Origin of the sequence: Brevibacillus sp. FSL K6-2834, from assembly GCF_038592925.1 — a bacterium.
GTDB classification, from domain to species: domain Bacteria; phylum Bacillota; class Bacilli; order Brevibacillales; family Brevibacillaceae; genus Brevibacillus; species Brevibacillus borstelensis.
Window position 1 is genome coordinate 4,960,661 of sequence record NZ_CP151945.1, and the last position, 22,630, is coordinate 4,983,290.

The window sequence follows — 22,630 nt, forward strand, 5'->3', positions numbered from 1 at the left end:
ACACGTTAGGTAGTTGTCTGCGTCTCTTTTTTCGAAGCGAGATTATTCTGAAGTAGTGGAAGGACCGTGCTCATACCAGTAAAGAACAGAAGACCAGCAAAGATGTAGATGGAGGTGATCGAAAGCAAGTCCTTCAACCAGCCAGAAACGCACATCATCAAAACCATCATTCCCATAAACAAGGGGTTTAGGAAGCCGTTGACCCGGCCTAGATATTCCTGGCCCGTCGTACTGACGATGATCGCGCTAATACCAATGTGAATCATTGGTTGAAACAAGCCGTAGACAATCTGAGCTGTAAAGGTAAGCATAACGGACTCAGAAAAACCAATAACGATCAGACTTATTGAATCCACCAACATACCCAGTACCAATAGTTTTTGTGGAGTAATCCTGTTTCGAAGAAGCATGACCAATACGCTACCCAATAAGGTGGATACTCCAGACGCTACCATTAGGTACATTACACTTTCTTTTGGCAAGAACAACTTCTCCATAATAACGAATACGGCGAGCGGCTGGATCATTCCGACCGCCAAGCCGGCAAACATGTAGCAAGCACCCATGATCTTTAACTCAGGCTTGTACAAGATGTAACGAAATCCATCCATGACATCCCTAAACATACTATGATTAGTTGACCGAATCACTTCCTCCTCGTCTCGAGGAATAGTGGACATTGCTAGAGAAGAGAATAGAAACATAAGTGAAGTAATGGCAAGTGAAACAAAGATGCCAAATCTCTCATACACATATGCCCCGACTGCTGGTCCGATTATCATAAACATCGACTGGAGTGTCTGGAACATTGCCAGCGCTGATTGTAGCTTATCTGAAGGTACGTGCCTTTTGTATAATTTCATCGTTGAAGGTTGTGAAAACTGCGATAGGATCGACGATGCCAGAGTCACGACGTAGACGATCTCCCAGATCCCGATCTTCAACGTCACCAATACTAGAAGGACGAAGAGAGAGGAGAGCATGTCACTGATGACCATTGTCTTCTTCGGTTTCCAACGATCAGCCAACGTTCCCCCAATAAACGAAAACAAAAACATCGGAGCGTACTGGGCTACCGATATCATGGTGACAGCGAACGCGTCGTTATTCGTCTCCTTCAGAACGAACATTAGGACTGCGAAGTTACGCACCCAAATCCCTATCTGTAGAAAGAACACCGACATAAGAATAGAGCGGAGGAACGCAATCCTAAAAAGAAAGAAACTATTTTTCATATTTTTCTCTCCTCATGGACGCTCGACCCAAATTGATTTAGTATAAGCAATTTGCATACCAATACGCTGCATGTTTTGCTGACTCACGCTACCGAATACGGCTTGTCCTATAATCAAGTCACATCCTCCTTTACGTGCATCGGCAATACGCCTTTGGATCAGAGCCATATGGCATCCCTTACGTCGCATCTCCGGAACAGTGCACGCAGCCGCAAGATTCCCCACTCCATCCTCCATATAGAGAACACCGATCCCCGCCGCTTGTCCGTCTACAAAGGCGATGTAGAATTTCCAGCCGGGCCGACCATGAAGTACACGGTTGTTGTCTGCGATGCCTGTACTTAGAAGAGCGGGCAAACCAAATCCCTTAACGTAAAGCTCACCGAAGAGCCCGAACTCATCTTCATTTACCTCAAAAACCTCAATTTTTTCAGCCAACGTTAGACCTTCCACTGGGGCACCCCCCTGCTCTTTGGGTGGGACGCCGTAGAGTACTGTGTGAAAACCTGCTTGGTAGAAGCCACGATCGGCCAGGCGGCCAAATAGTTCCGGCGTTACGTGACCGGGTATTAGTTCAAAACGGCAGGGAATACCTTGGTTACGAAACGCTTGAATAATCTCATCCACATGGTCTACATCACTTCCGGTGGCTCCCAAAACCTTGTTGAAGCTCGGCCCGGGGATACCTTTGATGGTGAACAGGGAAGCACCTCCAATTCGCCTGATCTCTACTCCCATCGGGTTGCCTTGCCGTTCCCGTATGGCCGTCAGACGAGACCGAAGTGTTTTGATTTCCGCTTCTTCCACTCGAAGAGCCAGATCAAGCGTCATCACCCGACTCATATTGTCATCCCCTTTCTATAAATGAATGTCAAGAGATCATCCTGTATTACCCGTAACATGTCTTTACTTTTTTGGTGAAGGAAAAAATGGTCTCCTTCGTACATTCGTACGATGCCCGGACCCGTGACCAATTCCCGCCAAGCTTCCAAATCTTTCATCGGGATTTGTTCATCCCGTAGACCACCGAAGACAGTGATTGGACAGCTTAGGCGCGAACCCGGACGGAAACGATACGTGTCGCAAACTTCGAAGTCTGCTCTCAAGATCGGTTCGTACAACTTCATCAGCTCGCGGTTCTCAAGCACCTCCTTGGGTGTACCGTTCAAATCATACAACTTCTGTATGAACTGTTGATACGGGAGATTGTAGATTGTAGGAGAATTTTTCTCGACTTGAGGAGCTGCTTTTCCAGAAACGAAGAGATGGACGGGATGCGTTCCATATCGCTTAGCTAGTTCGCGTGCCAGCTCAAAGGCGATGAGCGCCCCCATGCTGTGACCAAAAAAAGCAAACGGGGTGTTCAGATAGGGATTTATCGCTCTCGACAGCCCAGCCACCAACTCGTCAATCGATCGACAAGGCGATTCTCGAAAGCGCTTTTCACGCCCTGGAAGCTGGGCGGCGAGCAATTCGATCTCTGGCAACAATTCTTCGTGCCAATACCGGTAGATAGTGCTACCCCCTCCTGCATAAGGAAAGCAGAAGAGTCGTAGCTTGGGCCGTTGTTTCGGTTGATGGCAGACAAACCAGGAAGGTTCCTTTGATAAGAGCAGCATGTGGCTCCCTCCTTAGGGGGTAGCGCCAGTATCATCAGTGGATCAATGATTCGAGCGTCCTGGCACTTGATTTGCATGATCTTGGAGAGCAGATGAAATTCAGTGCATCCGAAGATCCAACCGGCGATAAAAACATCGGATCCGGCTGCCTGCAGGTGTTTCCTCGCGATTATCAGGCGTTAAAGCGGTTCGGTCTGGAACGCTCGGAGATTTACTTGATAGATGGTGTTTACAAATTCGGCGGAGGCGAAAGGACCCATACCACCAAGTATGCCAGCCAAGTTACTTGTCATGTGATGCTACCTCCTAATTACGCCCATAATTACATTCCTACGAATGGGCTGCTAACTGTTTAGAGATATAGCACTTATGCAGGATACAGGTGGACACGAGCAACAGCATTATGGAGTCGAGGTTAATGCGTGTTCGGTAATCCATCTTCGGAATGTTGTCCAGGAGGACCTTGATCGCCACCGGATTAATAAAGGGAATTTCCTGCACGAGTTGGCTTCGCAACGTGTCTTGAATCAGTTCAAACAAAGAGTTTTTAGGGTCCAACGTCGAGTGGGGCGCGGTGAAGGGCTGCTTTGGTCTGCGGTAAACAGTTTCTGTGAGATACGGTTTGGCAGCTTCTCGCAGTGCGTATTTCTCCTGCAGTTCGCATATAAGCATGTTCGTCGGCAGGCGGCGAACTACCTCAAACAGTTTGTGGTCGAGCAACGGCATGCGTACTTCCACGCCATGTGCCATTTCGAGACGGTCAGCGAAAAGAATCTGATTCGGTAGTAGCGATTTGTTCCAGAGATACAAGCCCTGCAAGATCGGAGACCGGTTGGTTAGTTGCCCATCGACATCGATGCTGTCTAGCAGGGATTTCACTGGGTCGAAGGAGAGAAACTTGGACAGAAAGCTTTGGTTAAGAAGAGATTTTAACGGTGCTCGGCTGACCTCCATCGCCTGGATCCAGGCCGGGGTCGATCCGATGACCTGCCTGCATACCTTCAGCGCCTGGGTGGTCTGTGACGGAAAGAGAACATCACGGAACGCCGGATTCCGTAGGCTCAGCTCTTCAAGTCGCTGCCGCTGACTCTGCTCACTTAGACCGTCTTCGTTGCTTAGTACATAATCCAGACGGGAGTAGATGTAGCCAGCGAACAGTTCGTCCGCCCCATCACCGGAGAGGACCACGCGGTAGCCCTGTTCGTGTACCGCTCGGCTTTGGAGGTATCGTGCTACCCCGTGAGCATTGTGCCCAAGCGTCTCACTGTGCCAAACAGCCTGTTCTATGTGTGCAGCGAAGTCATCCTGCTTTAGCTCGATGGGCACGTAGTCTGCTCCTATCCATTCGGCTGTCTCCTTGGCGACTCTGCCCTCATCATACGCTTCGTGATCGAAGGTCACGGTAAAAGCCCGGATCTTCTCCGGGAATTGTCGAACGGCGATGCCGAGAACGGCCGAAGAATCGACCCCTCCGCTCAAGAAACAGCCGACAGGCACGTCAGCCTTTAAGCGCAGGCATACCGACTCCTCCAGTACATAGCGGAGTTCTTCCAAGTAGTCTTCTTTGGAGCGGGCAGGGTCTACCTCCTCTCTCGTCGGGTAGTCAAGGTCCCAATACGGTTTAATTTGTACACCTTGACTGTCTGCGATCAGGAAGTGCCCGGGCGGAACTTGGCGGACACCTCTAAACAGCGTACGTTCCTGATCCATGCACAAGAAAAGGTGCTGGTAGTATGACTGCTGATCCCATTCGGCCTGGATGCCCGCTGCAAACAAGGCTTTCATCTCGGAGGCTAAATACAGGATCTCGTTCTTCCACGCGTAGAACAAAGGTTTGATGCCGAAGCGATCTCGAGCGGCGAACAACTTTTGCTCCCGGTCGTCCCAAAGCAAAAACGCAAACTCACCCCGTAAATACTCGAGACAGCCAATCCCCTTCTCTTCATAAAGATGAAGGATGATTTCGCTGTCGGACTTTGTCTTCAGCATGTGGCCTCGCCGCTTCAGCCCCTCTCGGATGCGCTCGTAGTCATACAGTTCGCCGTTCACCACCAGATGCAATTGTTCATCTTCATTGGACAGAGGCTGATCGCCCGTTTCTAAGTCGATAATGCTTAACCTTGTATGCCCCAATCCAATACGGCTGTGGGTAGACACCCACAGCCTTTGTTGATCGGGACCTCGGTGACGTAAAAGATTTGTCGCACGATCAAGTGCATTTACGGAAATCGGCCGTTCTCTCGAATACATTCCCACAATACCGCACATAAGGAATCTCCCCCCTACTAAATCTCAACTCATACTCAGACTCAACGGATCCGACATCGATACAAGGACGTTGCGTATTCCCCTGAATGGAGAGCGTCCATGTGCCATCAGCATGTTGTCGAGCAGCATAATGTCCCCTTGTTGCCACGGGAAGCTGATGCTGACCTGGCGATATGCTTCCCGGATTGATCCAAGCACGTCTTCTTCTATTCTCGTGCCGTCCCCGTAATAAGCGTTGCGTGGGAGTTCTTCTTCCTTAAACATCGCCGCAAGCGAGTGCCGTACTTCCGGCTGAAGATTGGAGACGTGGAAAAGATGGGCCTGGTTGAACCACAATTTCTCCCCCGTTTTCGGATGAACGGAGACTGCCGGTCGAACCTGCCGCGTGCGGAGACGGTTCTCGTCTATCCATTCAAACTCGATGCTCTGTTTCCTGCAGTACGCTTCGACTTCAGCTCGATCGTTTGTCTGGAAGGCTTCCTGCCACGGTAGATCCAATCCGAATCCATAATTGCGTATGTACATGACCTGCTTCCGCTCGAATGTCTCACGAATCTTCGGATCGATCAACTCATACACCTTTCGGCTATCCCCGATCGGTGTTTCCCCGCCGACCTGTGCAGCTGTGTGGCAGTAGAACCAAATCTTCATCGGCCAGACTGACGAGTAGGAGTTTTCGTTGTGCAACGGAATGTGTTGGTCCTCCGGATATTCAGTGGACGTGTAGACGTTTCCGCTCACTTGTCTACGCGGTGTTGAGCGCTCCTTGTATTCAAGCAACTCGGTTGACAGCGATTGAACAAGATTTTGGAAATCGTCCATCGACCGGATGGTGAATCCACGAAGCCGAACTACTCCATACTTCGTCAGCAATTCTTCAATCTCGGGCTGGCGGGTCTTGAGCCATTTGATCTCGTTCAAGTCTTGTACATCTGGCTTAATAATGAGAGGCAGGTTTTGTTCCCACTTATTCGGAAGGCGAATGTCTGCGGTTACCACTTGTACTTTTTTGGGTCTCATGCTCAACAGTCTCTTGCGTTTCTCAGAATCCAACTGTCTATATTCCATATTCTTCCTCACTACCTCCTCTTCAATAAGAGTGTTAACCACGGTCTGAATATTTGCTTCCGGCTGATTCGCGAGTCCTTCGGCAATTCGGTGAAACCCGACCACCATCTCTTCCACAGTTCGGTCTTCAAACAGTTCAGCGTTATACTCTAAGAAGCCGGTGATCCCCTCTTCCGTATTGATCAGTTGCATCTCCATCTCGAATTTGGCTGTTCCCCGGTAAATATCCAGTTGACGCATGGACAGACCTGGAAGGTCCAGCGAACGATGAGGCTTGTTTCTAAGACCAAAGACAACTTGGGTAAGAGGTGACTGGAGCTGTTGACGGTCAACGACTAACTGCTCCACTACACGTTCGAACGGAACGTCCTGATTGGCAAAGGCGTTTAGGGCCATTTTCTTTACCCTTCTCACCAGTTCGAAAAAGGTCGGATTGCCCGAGAGGTCACTTCTCAATGCCAAGGTGTTCAAGAAAAGCCCGATCATTTGCTCGGTCATTCCCCCTTGGCGGTTGGAGATGGAAGTGCTAACGACGATATCCTCCTGCTTCGTATATCGATAAAGCCAAGTGGTAAAGACAGCGAGCATCGTCATGAACAGTGTTGCTCCTTGCCGATTTCCAATCTCCTGAAGCTTGGAGGAGCATTCCTTGGACAGGCGTACACTCTTACGTGCTCCTTTGAACTTGCGACTACCTGTGCGCGGACAGGAGATCGGAAGATTCAGCAAGGTGAGAGGACCCGCGAGATGCTGTTTCCAGTAGCTCAATTGCTCGGTTTCTACCTCCCCCTTTAACCACTCTCGCTGCCAATATGCGAAATCTGTGTATTGGACGGACAATTCAGGTAATTTCGGGTCCTGTCCAGCAACGGCCGCCTTATACAACTCCACCATCTCGTTTAAGAACACTTCAATTGACCACGCATCGGAGATGATATGGTGCATGGTTATAACGAAGATGTAGTCTTTCTCCCCTAGGCAAAACATTTTAAACCGTACAAGGCTAGGTTGTTCCAGCTGGAAAGGAATCCTTACTTCCACTTCAGCAAGCTGCATCGCTACTTCTAAGCGTTTCGACTCCAGCTCGTTGCTCAGGTCAACAATTGGCATTGGTAGCGTCAAATCCGGGGAAATCACCAGTTGCGGTTCTCCAAGATGGCTCTCAAACCCGGTACGCAGCACTTCGTGACGTCGGACGATCTCGTTCAGGCAATCGTGAAAGATCTCCAGATTCAGGTTTCCTGTGAGCCGGATCGCAACCGGTATGTTATAGGAGGAATTGCTTGGGTCCGCCTTGCAAAGGTACCACAACCGCTGCTGGGCGTACGAGAGCGGCAGCTTGCCTCCTCGTGGCACCTTGACGAGCGAAGGGCGTTCTTTGAGCCCGCGAACGCATTTCGCCTCTTCGATTATCCGGGCTAGACTTGCAACGGTCGGCTCTTCGAAGAAGCGACGCGGGGAGATCTCCACGGAGAAACGTTTATTGATCCTTGACATTAGTTGGATGGCGATCACTGAGTCGCCGCCAAGATCAAAGAAGTTGTCGTCCGCGTTCACATGATCTAGGTTCAGCATTTTTTTCCACACTTCAGTCAATTCCTCTTCAGTCTTGGTTAGGGCGGGTCCGGTTTCACTGTCTTTCCCAGGTTGGAACTGCGGTTCAGGTAACAACTTCCGGTTCACCTTACCGTTTGGCGAAAGTGGAACAGCGTCTATTGTCATAATCAACGAAGGGATCATGTAGGACGGCAACCTGTCACGCAAATATCCTTGAAGTTCGGCGGTAACATCGGCAATTGGCCGGTTGAGCACTACATATCCGACCAAACGCTTGTTGCCGTGTTTTTCTCCGATCGCCTTTACGACAACGTTTCGTACCGCATCATGCTGGGACAGAGCCGCTTCAATCTCGCCCAGCTCGATTCGGTACCCTTGGATCTTGACTTGGAAGTCTTCGCGTCCCCAAAATTCGATGTTGCCATCCGGCAGGTATCGGCCAATGTCTCCCGTCTTGTACAAGCGCTCGCCCGTCACCGGGTGCCGGATGAAGCTTGCGTTTGTCTTTGCTTCGTCCTTCCAATAGCCCTTCGCCAGACCGATCCCTCCGATATACAGCTGTCCCGGCCCCCAGGTCGGACACGGCTCCAGCAGTTCGTTTAGCACATAGAAGCGCTGATTTTTCATCGGCTTTCCGTACGGAATGCTCGTCCACTCCGGATCTACTTCGCCGATCGGATAGAGAATTGACCAGATCGAAGCTTCTGTCGCCCCTCCAAGTGAGATGATTTCTACCGTGGGAATTAACTTGCGCAGGCGATCCGGCAGGGAAACCGGGATCCAGTCTCCCGAGAGCAGCACCAGGCGAAGGCCTTTCGGCAGAAGATCCGCTTGCCCATCCGCATAATCGACCAGCATCTCCATGAGCGCTGGTACGGAGTTCCAGATCGTCACCCCTTCGCGCTTCATGATCTCCGACCAATGCGACGGGTCTCGCAGCCCCTCCGGCTCCGGGAAGACGATCGTGCCGCCCGCCGCCAAGGTACCGAACAGGTCATAGACGGAGAGATCGAAGTTCAGCGCAGAGAGCGCGAACACCTTGTCCTCCGGTTTGACACCAAAGCGTTCGTTAATATCCAAAATCGTATTTACCGCCCCTCTGTGGTCGATCATGACTCCCTTTGGCTGACCGGTCGAACCGGAGGTGAAGATCACGTAGGCGAGATCATCCGGGCCTTGTACCACGTCCAACGGGGTGTCTTCATAATCCTGCAGGTCGGCATCTTCGACCGTGAAGACACGGACATGGGACGGCCACGCGATTTTATCCATCCAGCCGGTCTGTGTCAGTGCAATCTCGACTTCACCGTTTTCCAGTAGGTACAAGAGGCGTTCTTGTGGGAGATTCGGGTCAATGGGCAAGTAAGCCGCTCCCGCCTGCAGGATACCCAGTGCCGCCAGCACCTGCTCCCAGCCTTTCTCCATAACGATGGCGATCAGGCGATTCGGAACGGCTCCGGATTCTCGCAGTTTACTGGCAAGTTGATTGGTGCGTCGGAACAACTCCCCATAGGTCAGTGTCCGGTCTGAGGACACGACAGCGCGTTGGTCCGGACGCTGTGCAACCTGCTCCGCAAACAAAGTGTGTAGCAGGTTGTCCGTCACAAGGCCATCTGTGGCATTGATTTCTCCATGCTGTCTGCGTTGGGCCTCAGGCAGCAATTCGGGAAGAGCCCTTTTCCAGGCGTCGTCGTCCGTAGCAAGCCGGACCAATAGATTGTAGTACGCATCGAACATATCTTGTATCATACCCTCTGGGAAAAGCTCTTCTACAACATCCCATCGAAAGATCAACGCACCCTCTCTCTCGGATACGGCATGGTCAAGATAGACTTGAGGAGTTTGCGAAACTCCAGCATTCATGTTCTCCTTCCAGAGAGATGGAAACGCCCCCTCTTCGCTAGTACGCCTATCGACAAGCATGGAGGTCAGTACAATTGGCATTGCCGCGCGAGTGCCCACTCCACCTTGCAGGCGGTTAATCTCACGCAGCACCTGCACTCCACTGAAGAGACTGTGATCTAGATCACTGAAAAGTTGTTGCTGGACCGCCCTTGCACGTTCCTCGAAACAAGTATGATGGAGGTTGACCGCAAGAAGGATGGACGATGTGAAGTCGCCGACAATTTCATTGACCTGATGGTGAATAGGTAGACGGTTAAACTGGGTCAGGTTGATCGTGAAACGCTGGTTCTTACTCCATCTCCCTAGCACCGTTGCGAATGCGGCAGCAATCAGACCCGAAGGTGTTACACCCGCCCGTGCTGCCCGAACGCACAAGGACCTCCATGCGTCTTTCTCCAAACGAGCGCTGTGTCTTATGAAGCGCGGCCGTTTGAGGTCCTCTGGACTCGCGGCAAGCGGAAGATCTGGTGCGGGCGGAAGGTCTGCAAGACGTTCCATCCAATAACCCTTCGCCCTTTCGTAATATTCGGTCCGACGGATCTCATGCTCAGCCAGTACGTAGTCCCTAAAGGAAAGTTCTAATGGTGGCAGTTCAAGATCCGGATCATCATATAGACGGAACAATTCAAGAGCCAAGATCCAGCGGCTCCATGCATCTGCCGCAAAGGAATCGGTACTTATGTGTAGCATGGTACGGCGTTTATCCAGTTTGGTTGCCCGAATGTCGAACAAAGGCCATTTGTCAAGTGGCAACATCTGGTGCGAAAGCTCCTCGCGAATCCCATTCAGCCGTTCTTCTGCCGTCTCGCTATCCAACCTTTGTAGATCAAGAACTGAAATCCGGTATTCCGGTACCTTGTCCAAGATACGTTGCTGTCCGTCGGAAGTAAGAACGGAGCGCAGCATATCATGTCGGTGGATCAGCTTGTTCAATGCGCTATTCAGTCGGTCAATGTCCAGGTTAACCGTTTCCAACTCCAAATAGCTATGAGTCGAGACATTACCAAGCTCGTAGAACCCATTGCGCCCCACCCAATATGCTTGTTGGATATCTGTCAGCGGGAAGGGTTCGGTTCGTTTCTCAAGGTTCGGGCTAATCGTCGGAAGAACGGTTGTAAAGGCTTTCCGCTTTCTTGCCTCCTCTTGTAGTGCCATGATCATCTCAGCCATTCCGGCAACATTTACCGTGTCGAAAAGAGATCGTAGCGGTAGATCCACTCGAAATTCTTTCCGAATTCGTGCAATCAATTGAGCCGCGAGGAGAGAGTGACCACCAAGTTCAAAGAAATTGTCATTCATACTGACTCTTTCTAATTGAAGCACCTGACCCCAGATATCCGCCACTTTCTTTTCCAGTTCCGTTCGTGGTGCGACATACTCCCTTTCTGCTATCTGGAGCCCTAGCTCGGGAGACGGTAATGCCTTCCGGTCAATTTTCCCGTTTGGTGTCAGAGGGAAACGCTCCACTCTCACATATACACCCGGAAGCATGTATTCCGGCAACTTCTCCTTGAGATACTGACGGAGTTCAGCAGGCGAGGGGACTTCCGATCCATTTATCAAATAATACGCGACCAACTGCGATTCTCTAAAACTCCCTTCGGACAGAACCACCACGGCGTTCTGCACTGCTTCGTGCTGGCAAAGCATAGATTCGATCTCACCAAGCTCCACACGAATCCCGCGCAACTTAATCTGGTTATCCATCCGTCCCAGGTATTCAAATATTCCGTCTCTGGTAAGACGTACAATGTCTCCGGTACGGTAAAGGCGATCGCCCTCTGCGGAGAATGGATTCTGTACAAACTTCTTTTTAGTGAGTTCAGGCTGTTTGAAATAGCCGGGTGAGACCCCTCTCCCCCCGATGTACAATTCACCTGGAACTCCAAACGGCACCGGCTGCATTTGGCTGTTCAAAATGTAGAAATCCACGTTGTGGATCGGACGTCCGATCGGTACGGTGGCGGCCCTCGGCGGAAACGCTAATACTGGATAGTAGCTTGAGGTCATCGTACACTCGGTGGGACCATACTGATTGACTAAAGTAGTAGACGGAAATACTGCTTGAGCTTGCTCTACTACAGTCCGGTTCAACACTTCACCGCTCAGCAGGATCATACGCAAACCTTCGTACTTCCATTTCAGGTTAAGGGCAGTCAATGTTAGGTTATTCAGTAGTGTCGGCACAATGCCGAGTAGGCGGGTCACCCTCTTCTCTTCGATTAAATTCAGAAGACGTTCAAAGTCGAAGATATCCTCCTCACGCGGAAGAACCACACAAGCTCCCGCTGTAAGAGGTCCGATCAGATCCCGTATCGAAGCGTCGAAGGAGAATGATGCCAATTGTAACACCACATCTTCCGGCTTCAGTTGATACGCTTCCTTAATGAAAGTTAGATAGTTGACAGGCCCCTGATGGGAAGCCATGACCCCCTTGGGACGCCCCGTTGACCCGGAAGTAAAGGTGATGTAGGCGAGATGGTCTGCCCTTGAATGACAGATGGGGGCGATTCCTTTCTCGTTTGCGTAAAACTTTGGTACTGCATCCAGATCGAGTATTTTCCCCTCAAAAGGTGGCCGTTTGCTTCTAACCTGACTTTGAGTGAGTAGAAGTACAGGCTGAGTCTCTTCGATCATCATTGCCAAACGCTCTTTTGGGTAATTGGGATCCAAAGGGATGTAAACGCCACCTGCCTTCCAGATTGCCAGGATGCCTATTACCAACTCAAGGGAGCGCTCAACGGAGATGCCAACCATGGTTCCAGCTGTTACCCCGTGCTTTTGAATGGCGTGAGCCAAACGGTTGGCCTCTTCATCCAACTCTCGGTAGGTCAGTCGATGTCCTTCGAACTCTACCGCCGTCCGGTCTGGAGTCTTGGCAACCTGCGCTTCGAACAGCTGATGAATGAGGAGTTCACCCGGAATTTCCTTACGTTCTCCTTGAGATATAGCAAACAACTCCTGAACCTCCTCTTGACTTAAAAGTGGCAAGAGGGAAATTGGCTGATCCGGCAGTTCAGACATGGAGCGAACCAGGATGCGAAAACTTTTACTCATCCGTTCAATCGTACTCGAATCGAACAGATCGGTACTATATTCGAAGGTCAGATGCAACCCGTCTTCCCGTTCGGCTGCATAGAGCGACAGATCGAACTTCGAAGTACCTCGCTCAACGTCGAGCGAACGGATGGTAAGATTCTGAAGACGAATAGGATCTGTCGGGACGTTATCCATGTCAAAGAATACTTGGAACAAGGGATGATAGCTCGAACTTCGCTGCGGTTGGAGCACTTCCACCAACTTTTCAAACGGAAGATCCTGGTGTTCATATGCTTCCAATGCGGTTTCTTTGAATTGCCGAAGTGTACAACGAAAGGTCGGTTCACCAGAAAAATTTGTACGCATGACCAGTGTATTAACGAAAAAGCCAATGATCCCTTCCAATTCCCGACGACTGCGGTTAGAAATCGGCGTACCAACCACAATATCTTCCTGTTCCGTGTAACGGTAAAGAAAGGCTTGGAAAGCGGCGAGAAGGGCCATGAACAAGGTAACCCCCTCGGTCCGACTCAACTCTTTTAGCCCCTCCATTTCATCTTGAGGGATGACCAAGTTCAATCTCGCCCCTCGGTAGCTAAGAACGGGCGGGCGTGGCCGTGTTGTCGGGAGTTCCAAGAGGGGGCATGCCCCTCTGAGCTTGTTCTTCCAATAGTCGATATGTTTGTTCATTAAACCTGCATTCATCAGTTCTTGCTGCCAGTGAGCATAGTCAGCATATTGAAGCTGCACCGGAGGCAATGGGGAGGGAAGACCTTTCTCAAACGCATTGTATAAGGCGACAAGTTCCTTCGTGAATACAGCACGAGACCAAGCGTCCGTAATGATGTGATGAGTTGTTAGGAGAAGGACGTTATCGTCCTCCCCCATTCGAATCAAAAGTCCTCTCATCAACGGGCCGGTGCTGAGGTCAAATGGGCGCAACGACTCTTCCCTTACAAGTTCAGCCATCCGAGCTTCCCTGATCTCGGTGGGTAGATAATTCAGATCGATAATCGGAAGCTCGAAAGGAACTGACGGTTGTATTGTCTGGAAGGGTTTCCCGTCGACATTGGTGAATGTCGCCCGCAAAACCTCATGGCGTTCCAGCATCACGGTTAACGCATTCTCCAGAGCCGTTACATCGAGTGTTCCTGTAAGACGTAGTGCGGACGGGATGTTGTAAAGCGGACTGCCTGGCTCCATCTGGTCCATGACCCAAAGCCGTTGCTGAGAGTACGAAAGCGGGTAAACGTTTGGGTTCGGTCTTTTTTGGATCACATTATTCTGATGTTCGGACTGTCTGTTCTCCTTCCTCAACAGCTCCAAAAGAGCCTTCTTTTCGGGAGAGAGTGCTTTCAAACGATGGCTTACGTCTCTCATGCCGATCCCCCTTTTTCAGACAAAAGCTTCTTGACTTCTTCATCGGATAGGCCTTCCACTAGGTCGAGCAAATCCGTAAGATCTTCATCTTCCTCTCGAAGTAACAGTAGCCCCTCAATCTCCTGTGCTAGTTTAGCCACGGTAGAACCTTCTAACAGACTGCGAAGGGATAGGTCCACGCCGAATGCTTCCCTTAATCGGGAAATCAGTTGTGTGGCAAGGAGCGAATGTCCACCAAGGTCGTAGAAATCCTGATTTCGCCCCACTTTTTCATAGCCGAGCACATCCTGCCAAATGCCGGCGATTCTTTTCTCTACTTCGGTTTGTGGTTCTTCTAATGTGTCCATACACTCCAGCGTGTGCCAGTCAGGTGCGGGAAGGGCCTTGCGATTAAGTTTTCCGTTCGGTAGAAGTGGAAACTTCTCCACGGGCACATAAAAGGAAGGCACCATGTAAGCGGGCAATCGTTCTTTCAAGTGGCGCCGCAATACACCTGTGTCTGGTTCATACTCCGGCTTCATTACGACATATGCGACAAGACTTTTCTCTTCGGCCCTAACTTCCCGAAGGACTACTACCGCTTGTTGTACGGCCTCATGTTCGCCAAGACAGGTCTCAATCTCGCCAAGTTCAATCCGAAACCCACGAATCTTGAGTTGGTCGTCCAACCGGCCCAGATACTCTATACTCCCGTCCGGCAAGTATCTCGCCAGATCACCTGTGCGGTAGAGTCTCGCCTCTTTGTTGTCAGAGAATGGATGTTTCACAAACTTTGCTTGTGTCAAATCCGGCCTTTTCAAATAACCACGGGTTACTCCCGCACCGCCGATACACAATTCTCCCGGCACACCAACTGGCACGGGCTGACCGAATGAATCTAGCAGATACACTTCGGTATTACGAATCGGACGACCGATTAAAATTGGACCGTCCATAGAGGTAATCTTGTGCAAAGTCGACCATATCGTGGTCTCCGTTGGTCCATACAGGTTCCAAACTTCTTCGGAGCAAGCGGACAGTTTCCTAGCCAAATCGACAGTGAGCGGCTCCCCGCCACAAAGCACTTTTAGACTTCCCTTATTTGACCATCCCGCTTGAAGCAGTAAGTTCCAAGTCGCAGGAGTGCCTTGCATAACGGTAACCTGTTCCCGTTCCAGGAGCTCTGCAAGTGAATGTCCATCAGCTACCACTTCCTTCGAAGCTAAAACCAATTTAGCACCGGTGATGAGAGGCAGATAAAGTTCGAGTGCCGCAATGTCAAAGGAAATCGAGGTAACTGCAACCATTACATCATGTTCCTGAAGCCCTGGTACGTTTTGCATAGATAATAGGAAGTTGACAACTCCACGATGCGGCACCTGCACGCCTTTAGGTTTTCCGGTAGAACCAGATGTGTAAATAACATAAGCGAGATTCTCCGGTGAAAGGCCGTCGATAACGGGCGGATCACTCTCCTCTTGAATATCATCAGGGAGGAGTACGGAGACCTGCGGGTCATGCAATTCTTGCAACAGTTCCTTCTGAGTCACAATTGCGATCAAATCCGCATCTTTGATCATGAACTCTAGGCGTTCTTTCGGATAAGACGGGTCGAGCGGTACATAGGCAGCACCCGCCTTGAGGATGCCAAGGAGTCCGATTACCATTTCCAAAGAACGCTCCATGCAGAGGCCGACCAGCTTATCCGGTCCTACACCGAGGTTTTTCAACTTAATGGCCAGTCCGTTCGCCTTAGCATCAAATTCACGGTACGTCAGCGTTCGTTCACCTTCTATAACGGCAATCCGGTCAGGGGTACGTGCCGCTTGTTGTTCAACCAACTGATGAACGCATAGCAGGTCCGTCTCCTCATATTCGGAAGTGTTGTTCCACTCTACGAGCATCTTCTGTAGTTCCTGGGGTGAGAGAAGAGGTGCCTTATCATATCTACCAGTAGGATCATTTGTCATTGCGGTTAGAACGTTTTGGTAGTACGCCGCGATTTGATCCATTTGCTCGGTGTTCAGTTCATACGGATTGTAGTCAAGAGCGAGGTGAATATCCCCGCTGTTGACATCAACAGTAAACTGGGCAGTCAGGGTGATGAAGGTATAATCGGTGTGCTCAGCATCCAGCACCTCAAGCCCTGGTAGCTCCGTCAATCCTTTGTATACATGGAAGTGAGTGTAGTTGAAGGCCGTTTCGAATAACTGTTGCCTTCCTCCATAAAGACGCTGTAGCTCAGCAAGCGGAAAGCGCCTGTGAGAAAGAAGGTCGCGCTCTTTTTCAAATGCTTGCCTTGCCAGATCCACCCACCTACTGCCGCTCGACAATTTCGCGCGTAGCGGAACAGTGTTCAAGAAGAGACCCCCCACTTTCTCCCCTTGGTATTGTTCCAACCGGCCGTTTTGAAACATCCCCGTCAGAACGTCCGTCTGACCTCCCAACAAACTAACTACGCGTAAATGTGCAGCCAATAGAACACTTTTCAGAGGTAGCGAGGCCGACTTCGCCATCTGACGGAGACCTTCCGACACATTCTTGGGGATCGGTACCCAAATACGATCTTTAGCTGCACTCGCCTCATCAGGCCTGCGGCCCCAACGAGGTAAGTGAGTCGGCATGCAATCCCTCAGTTCATTCTCCCAATAAGCTTTCGATGACTCGTTCTCCAAAGCATGTTTTTCAGCCGCAACATAGTCACGAAACGTGCTCTCAAGTAACGGCAGCGGCGGAGTATTAGGTTCCTTCAAAAGGGCGAGATAATCGCTGAATAACTCGGTTATCAAGGAAGCTACGCTCCAGCCGTCCAGAAAAGGCTCAGTCATTGTGAACTGGAGGGTCTCGTCCGTCAATCTGTGGACATTGAAACGCAACAGTGGAGCTTCCTTCCAATCAAACTTGTTCCGCTTCTCCGCGTGCAGAAATTCAGTGAAGCCAGCCTCCTGTTGCTCCGGCGTCTTGTCTCTCCAGTCGTTGAATATTAAACGCGGGATTACCTTCTTATGAACAAGCTGCATCGGAACGCTATATCGACTGACGTCAAACGAGGTGCGGAGCATCGGATGCCTGGCCGTTAAACGCTCCAATGCTTGGCGGATGACCTTATCATTGAAGGGGGCTTTTAAACGGAACGTGGTGATATAATTCTTGTAATCGGGGTTGTATTCGCTATGGAAGACGAGACCCGCCTGCAACGAGGTCAATGGGTAGGCATCCTCGATTCCGTCTGGGACTAACCGCCGGTCTTCTGGCTTGAGCAGTGCAAAGGACTGTGAGGTCATTTTCACTTCATAAGACGGATTACTCTGACCAGCAGCGAATGCTAATTCACGAATAGTCTGATAGCGATAGAGATCTTGTAGCGATAAATGAATGCCGAATTCTTTGGCCAAGGTGAGTACCCTTATGCTTCGAATCGAATCGCCCCCAAGATCGAAAAAGTTGTCTAGGGCGCTGATCCGCTCCACTCCCAGCACGTGGGACCATACCGATGCAAGAGTTTCTTCAATCGGTCCGCTGGGGGCAACGTACGGAAATGACGATATGCGATCATTCCATTGCGGAGCGGGCAGTGCTTGCATGTCTATTTTGCCGTTCTCGGTTAGCGGGATGCGATCGAGAATTACAAAATGCGCCGGCACCATGAACTCAGGCAGCTTGGATCTTAGGTAATTCTTCAGTTCTGACGTTTTGAGCACATTTTCCATGTTCCGCAGTACAATGTACGCTACGAGTACCTTTTCACCCCTACGGTCCACGTGTGCTAATACAACAGCTTCCCTTACTTCCTCCCGCTGAAGAAGGGCGGACTTAATCTCTCCAAGTTCAATACGGAAACCGCGAATCTTAACCTGATGGTCAAATCGCCCTACATATTCTAATTCCCCATTCGACAATCGGCGTGCCAAATCGCCGGAACGATAGAGCTTTGCACCTGTGTCGGCGACGAATGGATTGGCGATAAATTTTTCTGCCGTAAGCTCAGGTCGGTTCATGTAACCTTGCGCGACCCCTGGTCCACCAATGAACATCTCGCCGATGACTCCGTAAGGTACCGGCTGCATATTACGGTCCAGTAGATATACCTGGAGGTCTCGAATTGGTACACCAATCAAGCTGTTTTGACGACTCAAATCCTCCAGGGTGATCTGGCGGTAGGTGACGTGTACAGTAGTCTCAGTAATACCGTACATGTTGATTAATTTGGGATGGTCACAGCCATGCCGTTGAACCCATGGTTGGAGACTTTCAGGACTTAGCACCTCTCCACCAAAGATTACGTATCGAAGTAACAAGGGGAGCTTCATCTCTGACCGTTCCTCCGCGTAGATCAGCTGCTGGAACGCTGACGGCGTTTGATTCAGTACGGTAACGCCTTCTCGATGTAACAGCCGGTAAAATTCTTCTGGATGACGGCTCACCATGTACGGGACGACTACCAATCTTCCTCCCTTGAGCAACGCTCCCCATATCTCCCAGACGGAAAAATCGAATGCATAAGAGTGGAACAACGTCCACACATCTTCTTGGTTAAACTGGAACAAGTGATCAGTGGACTCAAACAATCGAACCACGTTTCCATGGCTGACCAGTACACCTTTGGGTTTCCCTGTAGAACCGGATGTATAAATGACGTAAGCTAAGTGATCCGGAGAGAGCGACAAGCGAAGAGGCTGGGTATCCTCTCTACTTATGTCACTATTTACATCTTTTAGCAGTAGGATTGTAGAGGTCCGCTTCCTCAACCGCTCTAGTAGATGTTCTTGAGTGAGCAGTAGCGAGAGCTCAGCATCTTCTATAACAAACTCAAGACGCTCTTGCGGATAAAACGGATCTAGCGGAACATAGGCCGCCCCCGCCTTGAGGATTCCAAGGATCCCTACGATCATCTCTAGTGAACGCTCAACGAAGATTCCTACTTTATCGCCTGGAAGAACACCTTTTTCCTGAAGAAGACGAGCAAGCCGGTTGGCTCGAGCATCGAGCTCAGAATAAGTCAGCGAACGATCCTGGTATGAAATTGCCACCTTCTCTGGCGTTGCCAGCACTTGCTCCTCGAATAGTTCGACTAATGTACGGTGGGGCAACTCGCTTACAATGGGGGTAGGAAGCAGTTCTTGCCTCTCCTCCTCTGTCAGCATAGGCAACCTGTCGATCCCCTCTTCTTCGTTTGTTGTCAGACTGTCCAGAAGCACGGTGAAGTGGTGTAGCATTCGGGTTACCGTCTTCTCTTCGAACAAGTCGGTATTATACTGCATAGTCAAGATTAACCGGTCTTCAACCTCCGTGACAGTCGTGGTCAAATCAAAAAGAGAAGAAGTCTCAGGTAAAGGTACCGTTTCAACCTGCAGACCACCCAACGTTGAAATGCCCCCTGCCTTCCCCGCAATAATTGCTCCTGCTTCTCGAATGGTACCGACATTCTGCATGACAAATACCGTCTGATAGATAGGGGATCGGCTTGAATCGCGCTTCGGGTTAACTTTCTCCAGCAGCATGTGGAACGGATATTCCTGATGAGCGAATGCCCCGAGTACCTTCCCACGTACTTGACTGATGAGGTCGGCGACCTTGTCACCCTCTCGTACAAAGAACCGCAGGGGCAAAGTGTTTGTGACGAATCCAACAAGTTTGTTCATCGCAGCCCGTGTCCGTCCTGCCATTGGAGAGCCGATAATGATCTCATTCTGACCGGTGTAGCGGTACAAGAAAAGTAGGTACGCGGCCAAGAGAGTCATGTATAAAGTTCCATTGTGCTTGGCAGATAGTTCCTTTAAACGTTTGGTTTGTTCATCACCCAGCGTGAGTGTGCAGCTCGAACCGTTGTAGGTCTGGACGGGCGGACGCGGACGGTCCGATGGGAAATCCAGAACAGGTAGTTCGCCTGTGAGCTCCCTCAGCCAATATGCTAAGTGTTCTTCACCGTTGCATTTCAGCCAACTCTCCTGCCAAACTGTATAGTCCCTGAACTGCATGGCTGGCATTGGTAGCAATGACTCACTGTCAGTTCCCTCCAATTCCAGTAAAGTAATGGTCTCCTCTATCAGGACGTCGACCGACCATAGGTCAACAATTATGTGATGGAAAACCCACAAAAGTAGGTGCTCCTCAGTCGAACAGTTTAAGAGTAGCGTTCGCATTAATGGTCCGCTCTCCAGATCAAAGGGACGTTGCGTCTCAGCAACAAGAAGATCCAGACGCTGTTGATCACTCCAAGAGGCAGCTTCCACGTAAGTAAACTCAATGCGGGGCTCGTCAGCAATCTTCTGCAGAAGTCCTCCGTTCTGGTCTTCAATAAACGTGGTGCGCAGTGCAGTATGCCTTGCTGTAAGGATCTGGAGGATATTTCTGACCTTCTCTGTTTGAAGTGGTCCCCTAATCTTGACAGCCCTGGCGATGTGATAAGCTGAACTGTGTGGTGCCAGCTTCTGTAGAAAATACAAGCCTTTCTGACCTCGTGATGCTGGGATCAATCCTGTCTGTATTCCATGGTCGACGGGGAGGATTTTATAGTTCATATCCAACTTGGTTAAAATTATATCTCGTAAATCCTCCAGTTTCATGTCCTGAAGGAATGTAACTGCTGGGACCATGACGCCCCACTCTTCCTCTAAAACATGCTGTAACTCGAACGCCTTCATCGAGTCGATCCCCAGTTCGCTGGGCGACATCGCGAGATCAGCAACTGATTGTGTGACACCAGTTGTTTGCGATAGCAGGTTCAAGAATATTCGCTCGATTTCAGCCCTGCGGTCATCTCCATGTTCGATAGAGACGGATTTCCGCAGATCCTCAACTGAATCCGAGACCTCATTTGAGTATACACGCCTGCCAATCTCGTTTAGTTCACCGGCAAGAAATCTTTCACGGGTCAGCCCCCGTTGAATTTTTCCGCTCGACGTCTTGGGAATTCCGCCGAATTTCACCAAGACGACCGCATACGGCTGAACCCCGTACTCACGCAAGATTTCTTGTGTAATCGCGTCAACCATCTCGTCCTGAACCAATGCGCGGTATTTACGTTGAACCTCCTGCACGATCACCAGGCGATCTTCGTCCTCAACAGTGATTGCAAACGCTGCTGCAGCATTAGGGCGTGCGGCGGGATGGCTCTTCTCGGCTGTCAGCTCAATGTCCTGTGGGTAGAGGTTTCGCCCCCGGATGATGATCAGATCCTTCATGCGGCCGGTCACGAACAGATTCCCTTCATACAAGAAGCCCATATCGCCAGTTCGGAGGAAGGGACCTTCACCAGTCTTCAAAAGATACGCCCGAAAGGACTCATCTGTCAGCTCCGGCATGCTCCAATAACCTTGAGCTACACTGGGTCCTTTAACCCAGATTTCTCCAATTTCCCCCTCTTTGCACTCAGTAAAAGTTGTCGGATCGACAATGCAAACTTTTTGATCCATCAGACTTTTGCCACTGCTGACAAGAACCTTGCTTTTATCCTCCGGTGACGAGTTATGTACCACTCCTATGTACCCTTCTTCGAGAGACTGTCTGTTGCATGTCAGCGTTAATGGTCTCGTCCAACCCCCGGTTACTATCAACGTCCCTTCTGCTAATCCGTAGCAGGGGAAGAACGCTTCGGGCTTAAACCCGCAGCAAGCGAACTCATCGGCAAATCGTTCCAACGTAGATGCCCGAATTGGCTCCGCCCCATTGAATGCTACCCTCCACGAGCTAAGGTCGAGGGTGCGTTTCTGATCTTCGGTTATTCTTTCGACACATAAATCGTATGCGAAATTCGGACCGCCGCTGGTCGTTGCTTTTGTACGAGAGATCGCTTTCAACCAGGAATACGGCCTCTGCATGAAGTCATAAGGTGACATTAAGGTAACCGGGTATCCCGCGTACAGCGGCTGAAGAATACCACCAATTAATCCCATGTCATGATAAGGAGGTAGCCAGATTACACCCCGGTCGTCAGTCCCCTGCTCGAAGGCCGTTTGTATCATCTTTGAATTATGAATCAAATTGCCATGAGTGACCATGACCCCTTTTGGAATTGAAGTGGAACCGGATGTATACTGCAGGAAGGCTAGAGTATCCCAGGTAATCTGAGGTTCTTTCCACAGGGTCTCTAACCTTTTGGGTAGAGCGTCTGTTGCCACCCAGGTCAGCCGATTTAATTCCGGAACTTTCTCAAATCTATCGGATATTTCATCTAGCAGTTTGGAAGATGTTAGGGCCACAACAGCTTCAGCGTTTTTGGCAATGGCCTGCAAACGTGGAATCAAACGGGTTGATGTTGGAGGATAGGCGGGGACTGCAATGCCCCCTCCATAGAGACATCCGAAGTAAGCTGCTACATATTCAAGACTAGGGGGAAACAGTAACAGAATACGTTCACCAGAACAGCCGAAACTTTGTAAAAATGCACCTATTGCCCGCGCCTTGCGATCCAACTCGGAGTAAGTGATTCGAGCAGAAAGTTCATCTCCGTCAAGCAGAAACTCATAAGCGGTTATATTGGGCTGGCGGATTGCCCTTTCGCGTAGGATCTCAACAAAGTTAGATGTTTCCCGAAATGACATCAAGTTGAGTTGACTCATCTTGTGTGCACCTCCCCGT

At 50.3% G+C, this 22,630-nt stretch carries 6 protein-coding genes; all 6 read right to left on the reverse strand.

Going from position 1 to position 22,630, the window contains the following annotated elements:
• Positions 1–5: 5 nt before the first annotated feature.
• The 6 genes from NST96_RS24185 to NST96_RS24210 all read right to left on the reverse strand — a co-directional run bounded on the left by NST96_RS24185 (position 6) and on the right by NST96_RS24210 (position 22,611).
• Complete coding sequence (locus NST96_RS24185; RefSeq protein WP_172920218.1) at positions 6–1,235, reverse strand: MFS transporter; 1,230 nt, start codon at positions 1,233–1,235, stop codon at positions 6–8.
• A gap of 12 nt (positions 1,236–1,247) precedes the next feature.
• Positions 1,248–2,078: a GNAT family N-acetyltransferase gene (locus NST96_RS24190; protein ID WP_228006665.1), complete on the reverse strand. Its 831-nt coding sequence runs from the start codon at positions 2,076–2,078 to the stop codon at positions 1,248–1,250.
• Positions 2,075–2,854 carry an alpha/beta fold hydrolase gene (locus tag NST96_RS24195; protein WP_172920219.1) on the reverse strand — a complete coding sequence of 260 codons (780 nt, stop codon included), beginning with the start codon at positions 2,852–2,854 and terminating at the stop codon, positions 2,075–2,077. The genes NST96_RS24190 and NST96_RS24195 overlap by 4 nt, the downstream gene beginning before the upstream one ends.
• 330 nt (positions 2,855–3,184) lie before the next feature.
• Complete coding sequence (gene asnB / locus NST96_RS24200; RefSeq protein ID WP_029098756.1) at positions 3,185–5,122, reverse strand: asparagine synthase (glutamine-hydrolyzing); 1,938 nt, start codon at positions 5,120–5,122, stop codon at positions 3,185–3,187.
• A 24-nt stretch (positions 5,123–5,146) separates the two neighbouring features.
• A complete protein-coding gene (locus NST96_RS24205) occupies positions 5,147–14,071 on the reverse strand; it encodes a non-ribosomal peptide synthetase (RefSeq protein WP_172920221.1) in 8,925 nt (2,974 codons plus the stop codon).
• Complete coding sequence (locus NST96_RS24210) at positions 14,068–22,611, reverse strand: amino acid adenylation domain-containing protein (RefSeq protein WP_342404899.1); 8,544 nt, start codon at positions 22,609–22,611, stop codon at positions 14,068–14,070. Before NST96_RS24210 ends, NST96_RS24205 begins: the two co-directional genes overlap by 4 nt.
• Positions 22,612–22,630 lie beyond the last annotated feature (19 nt).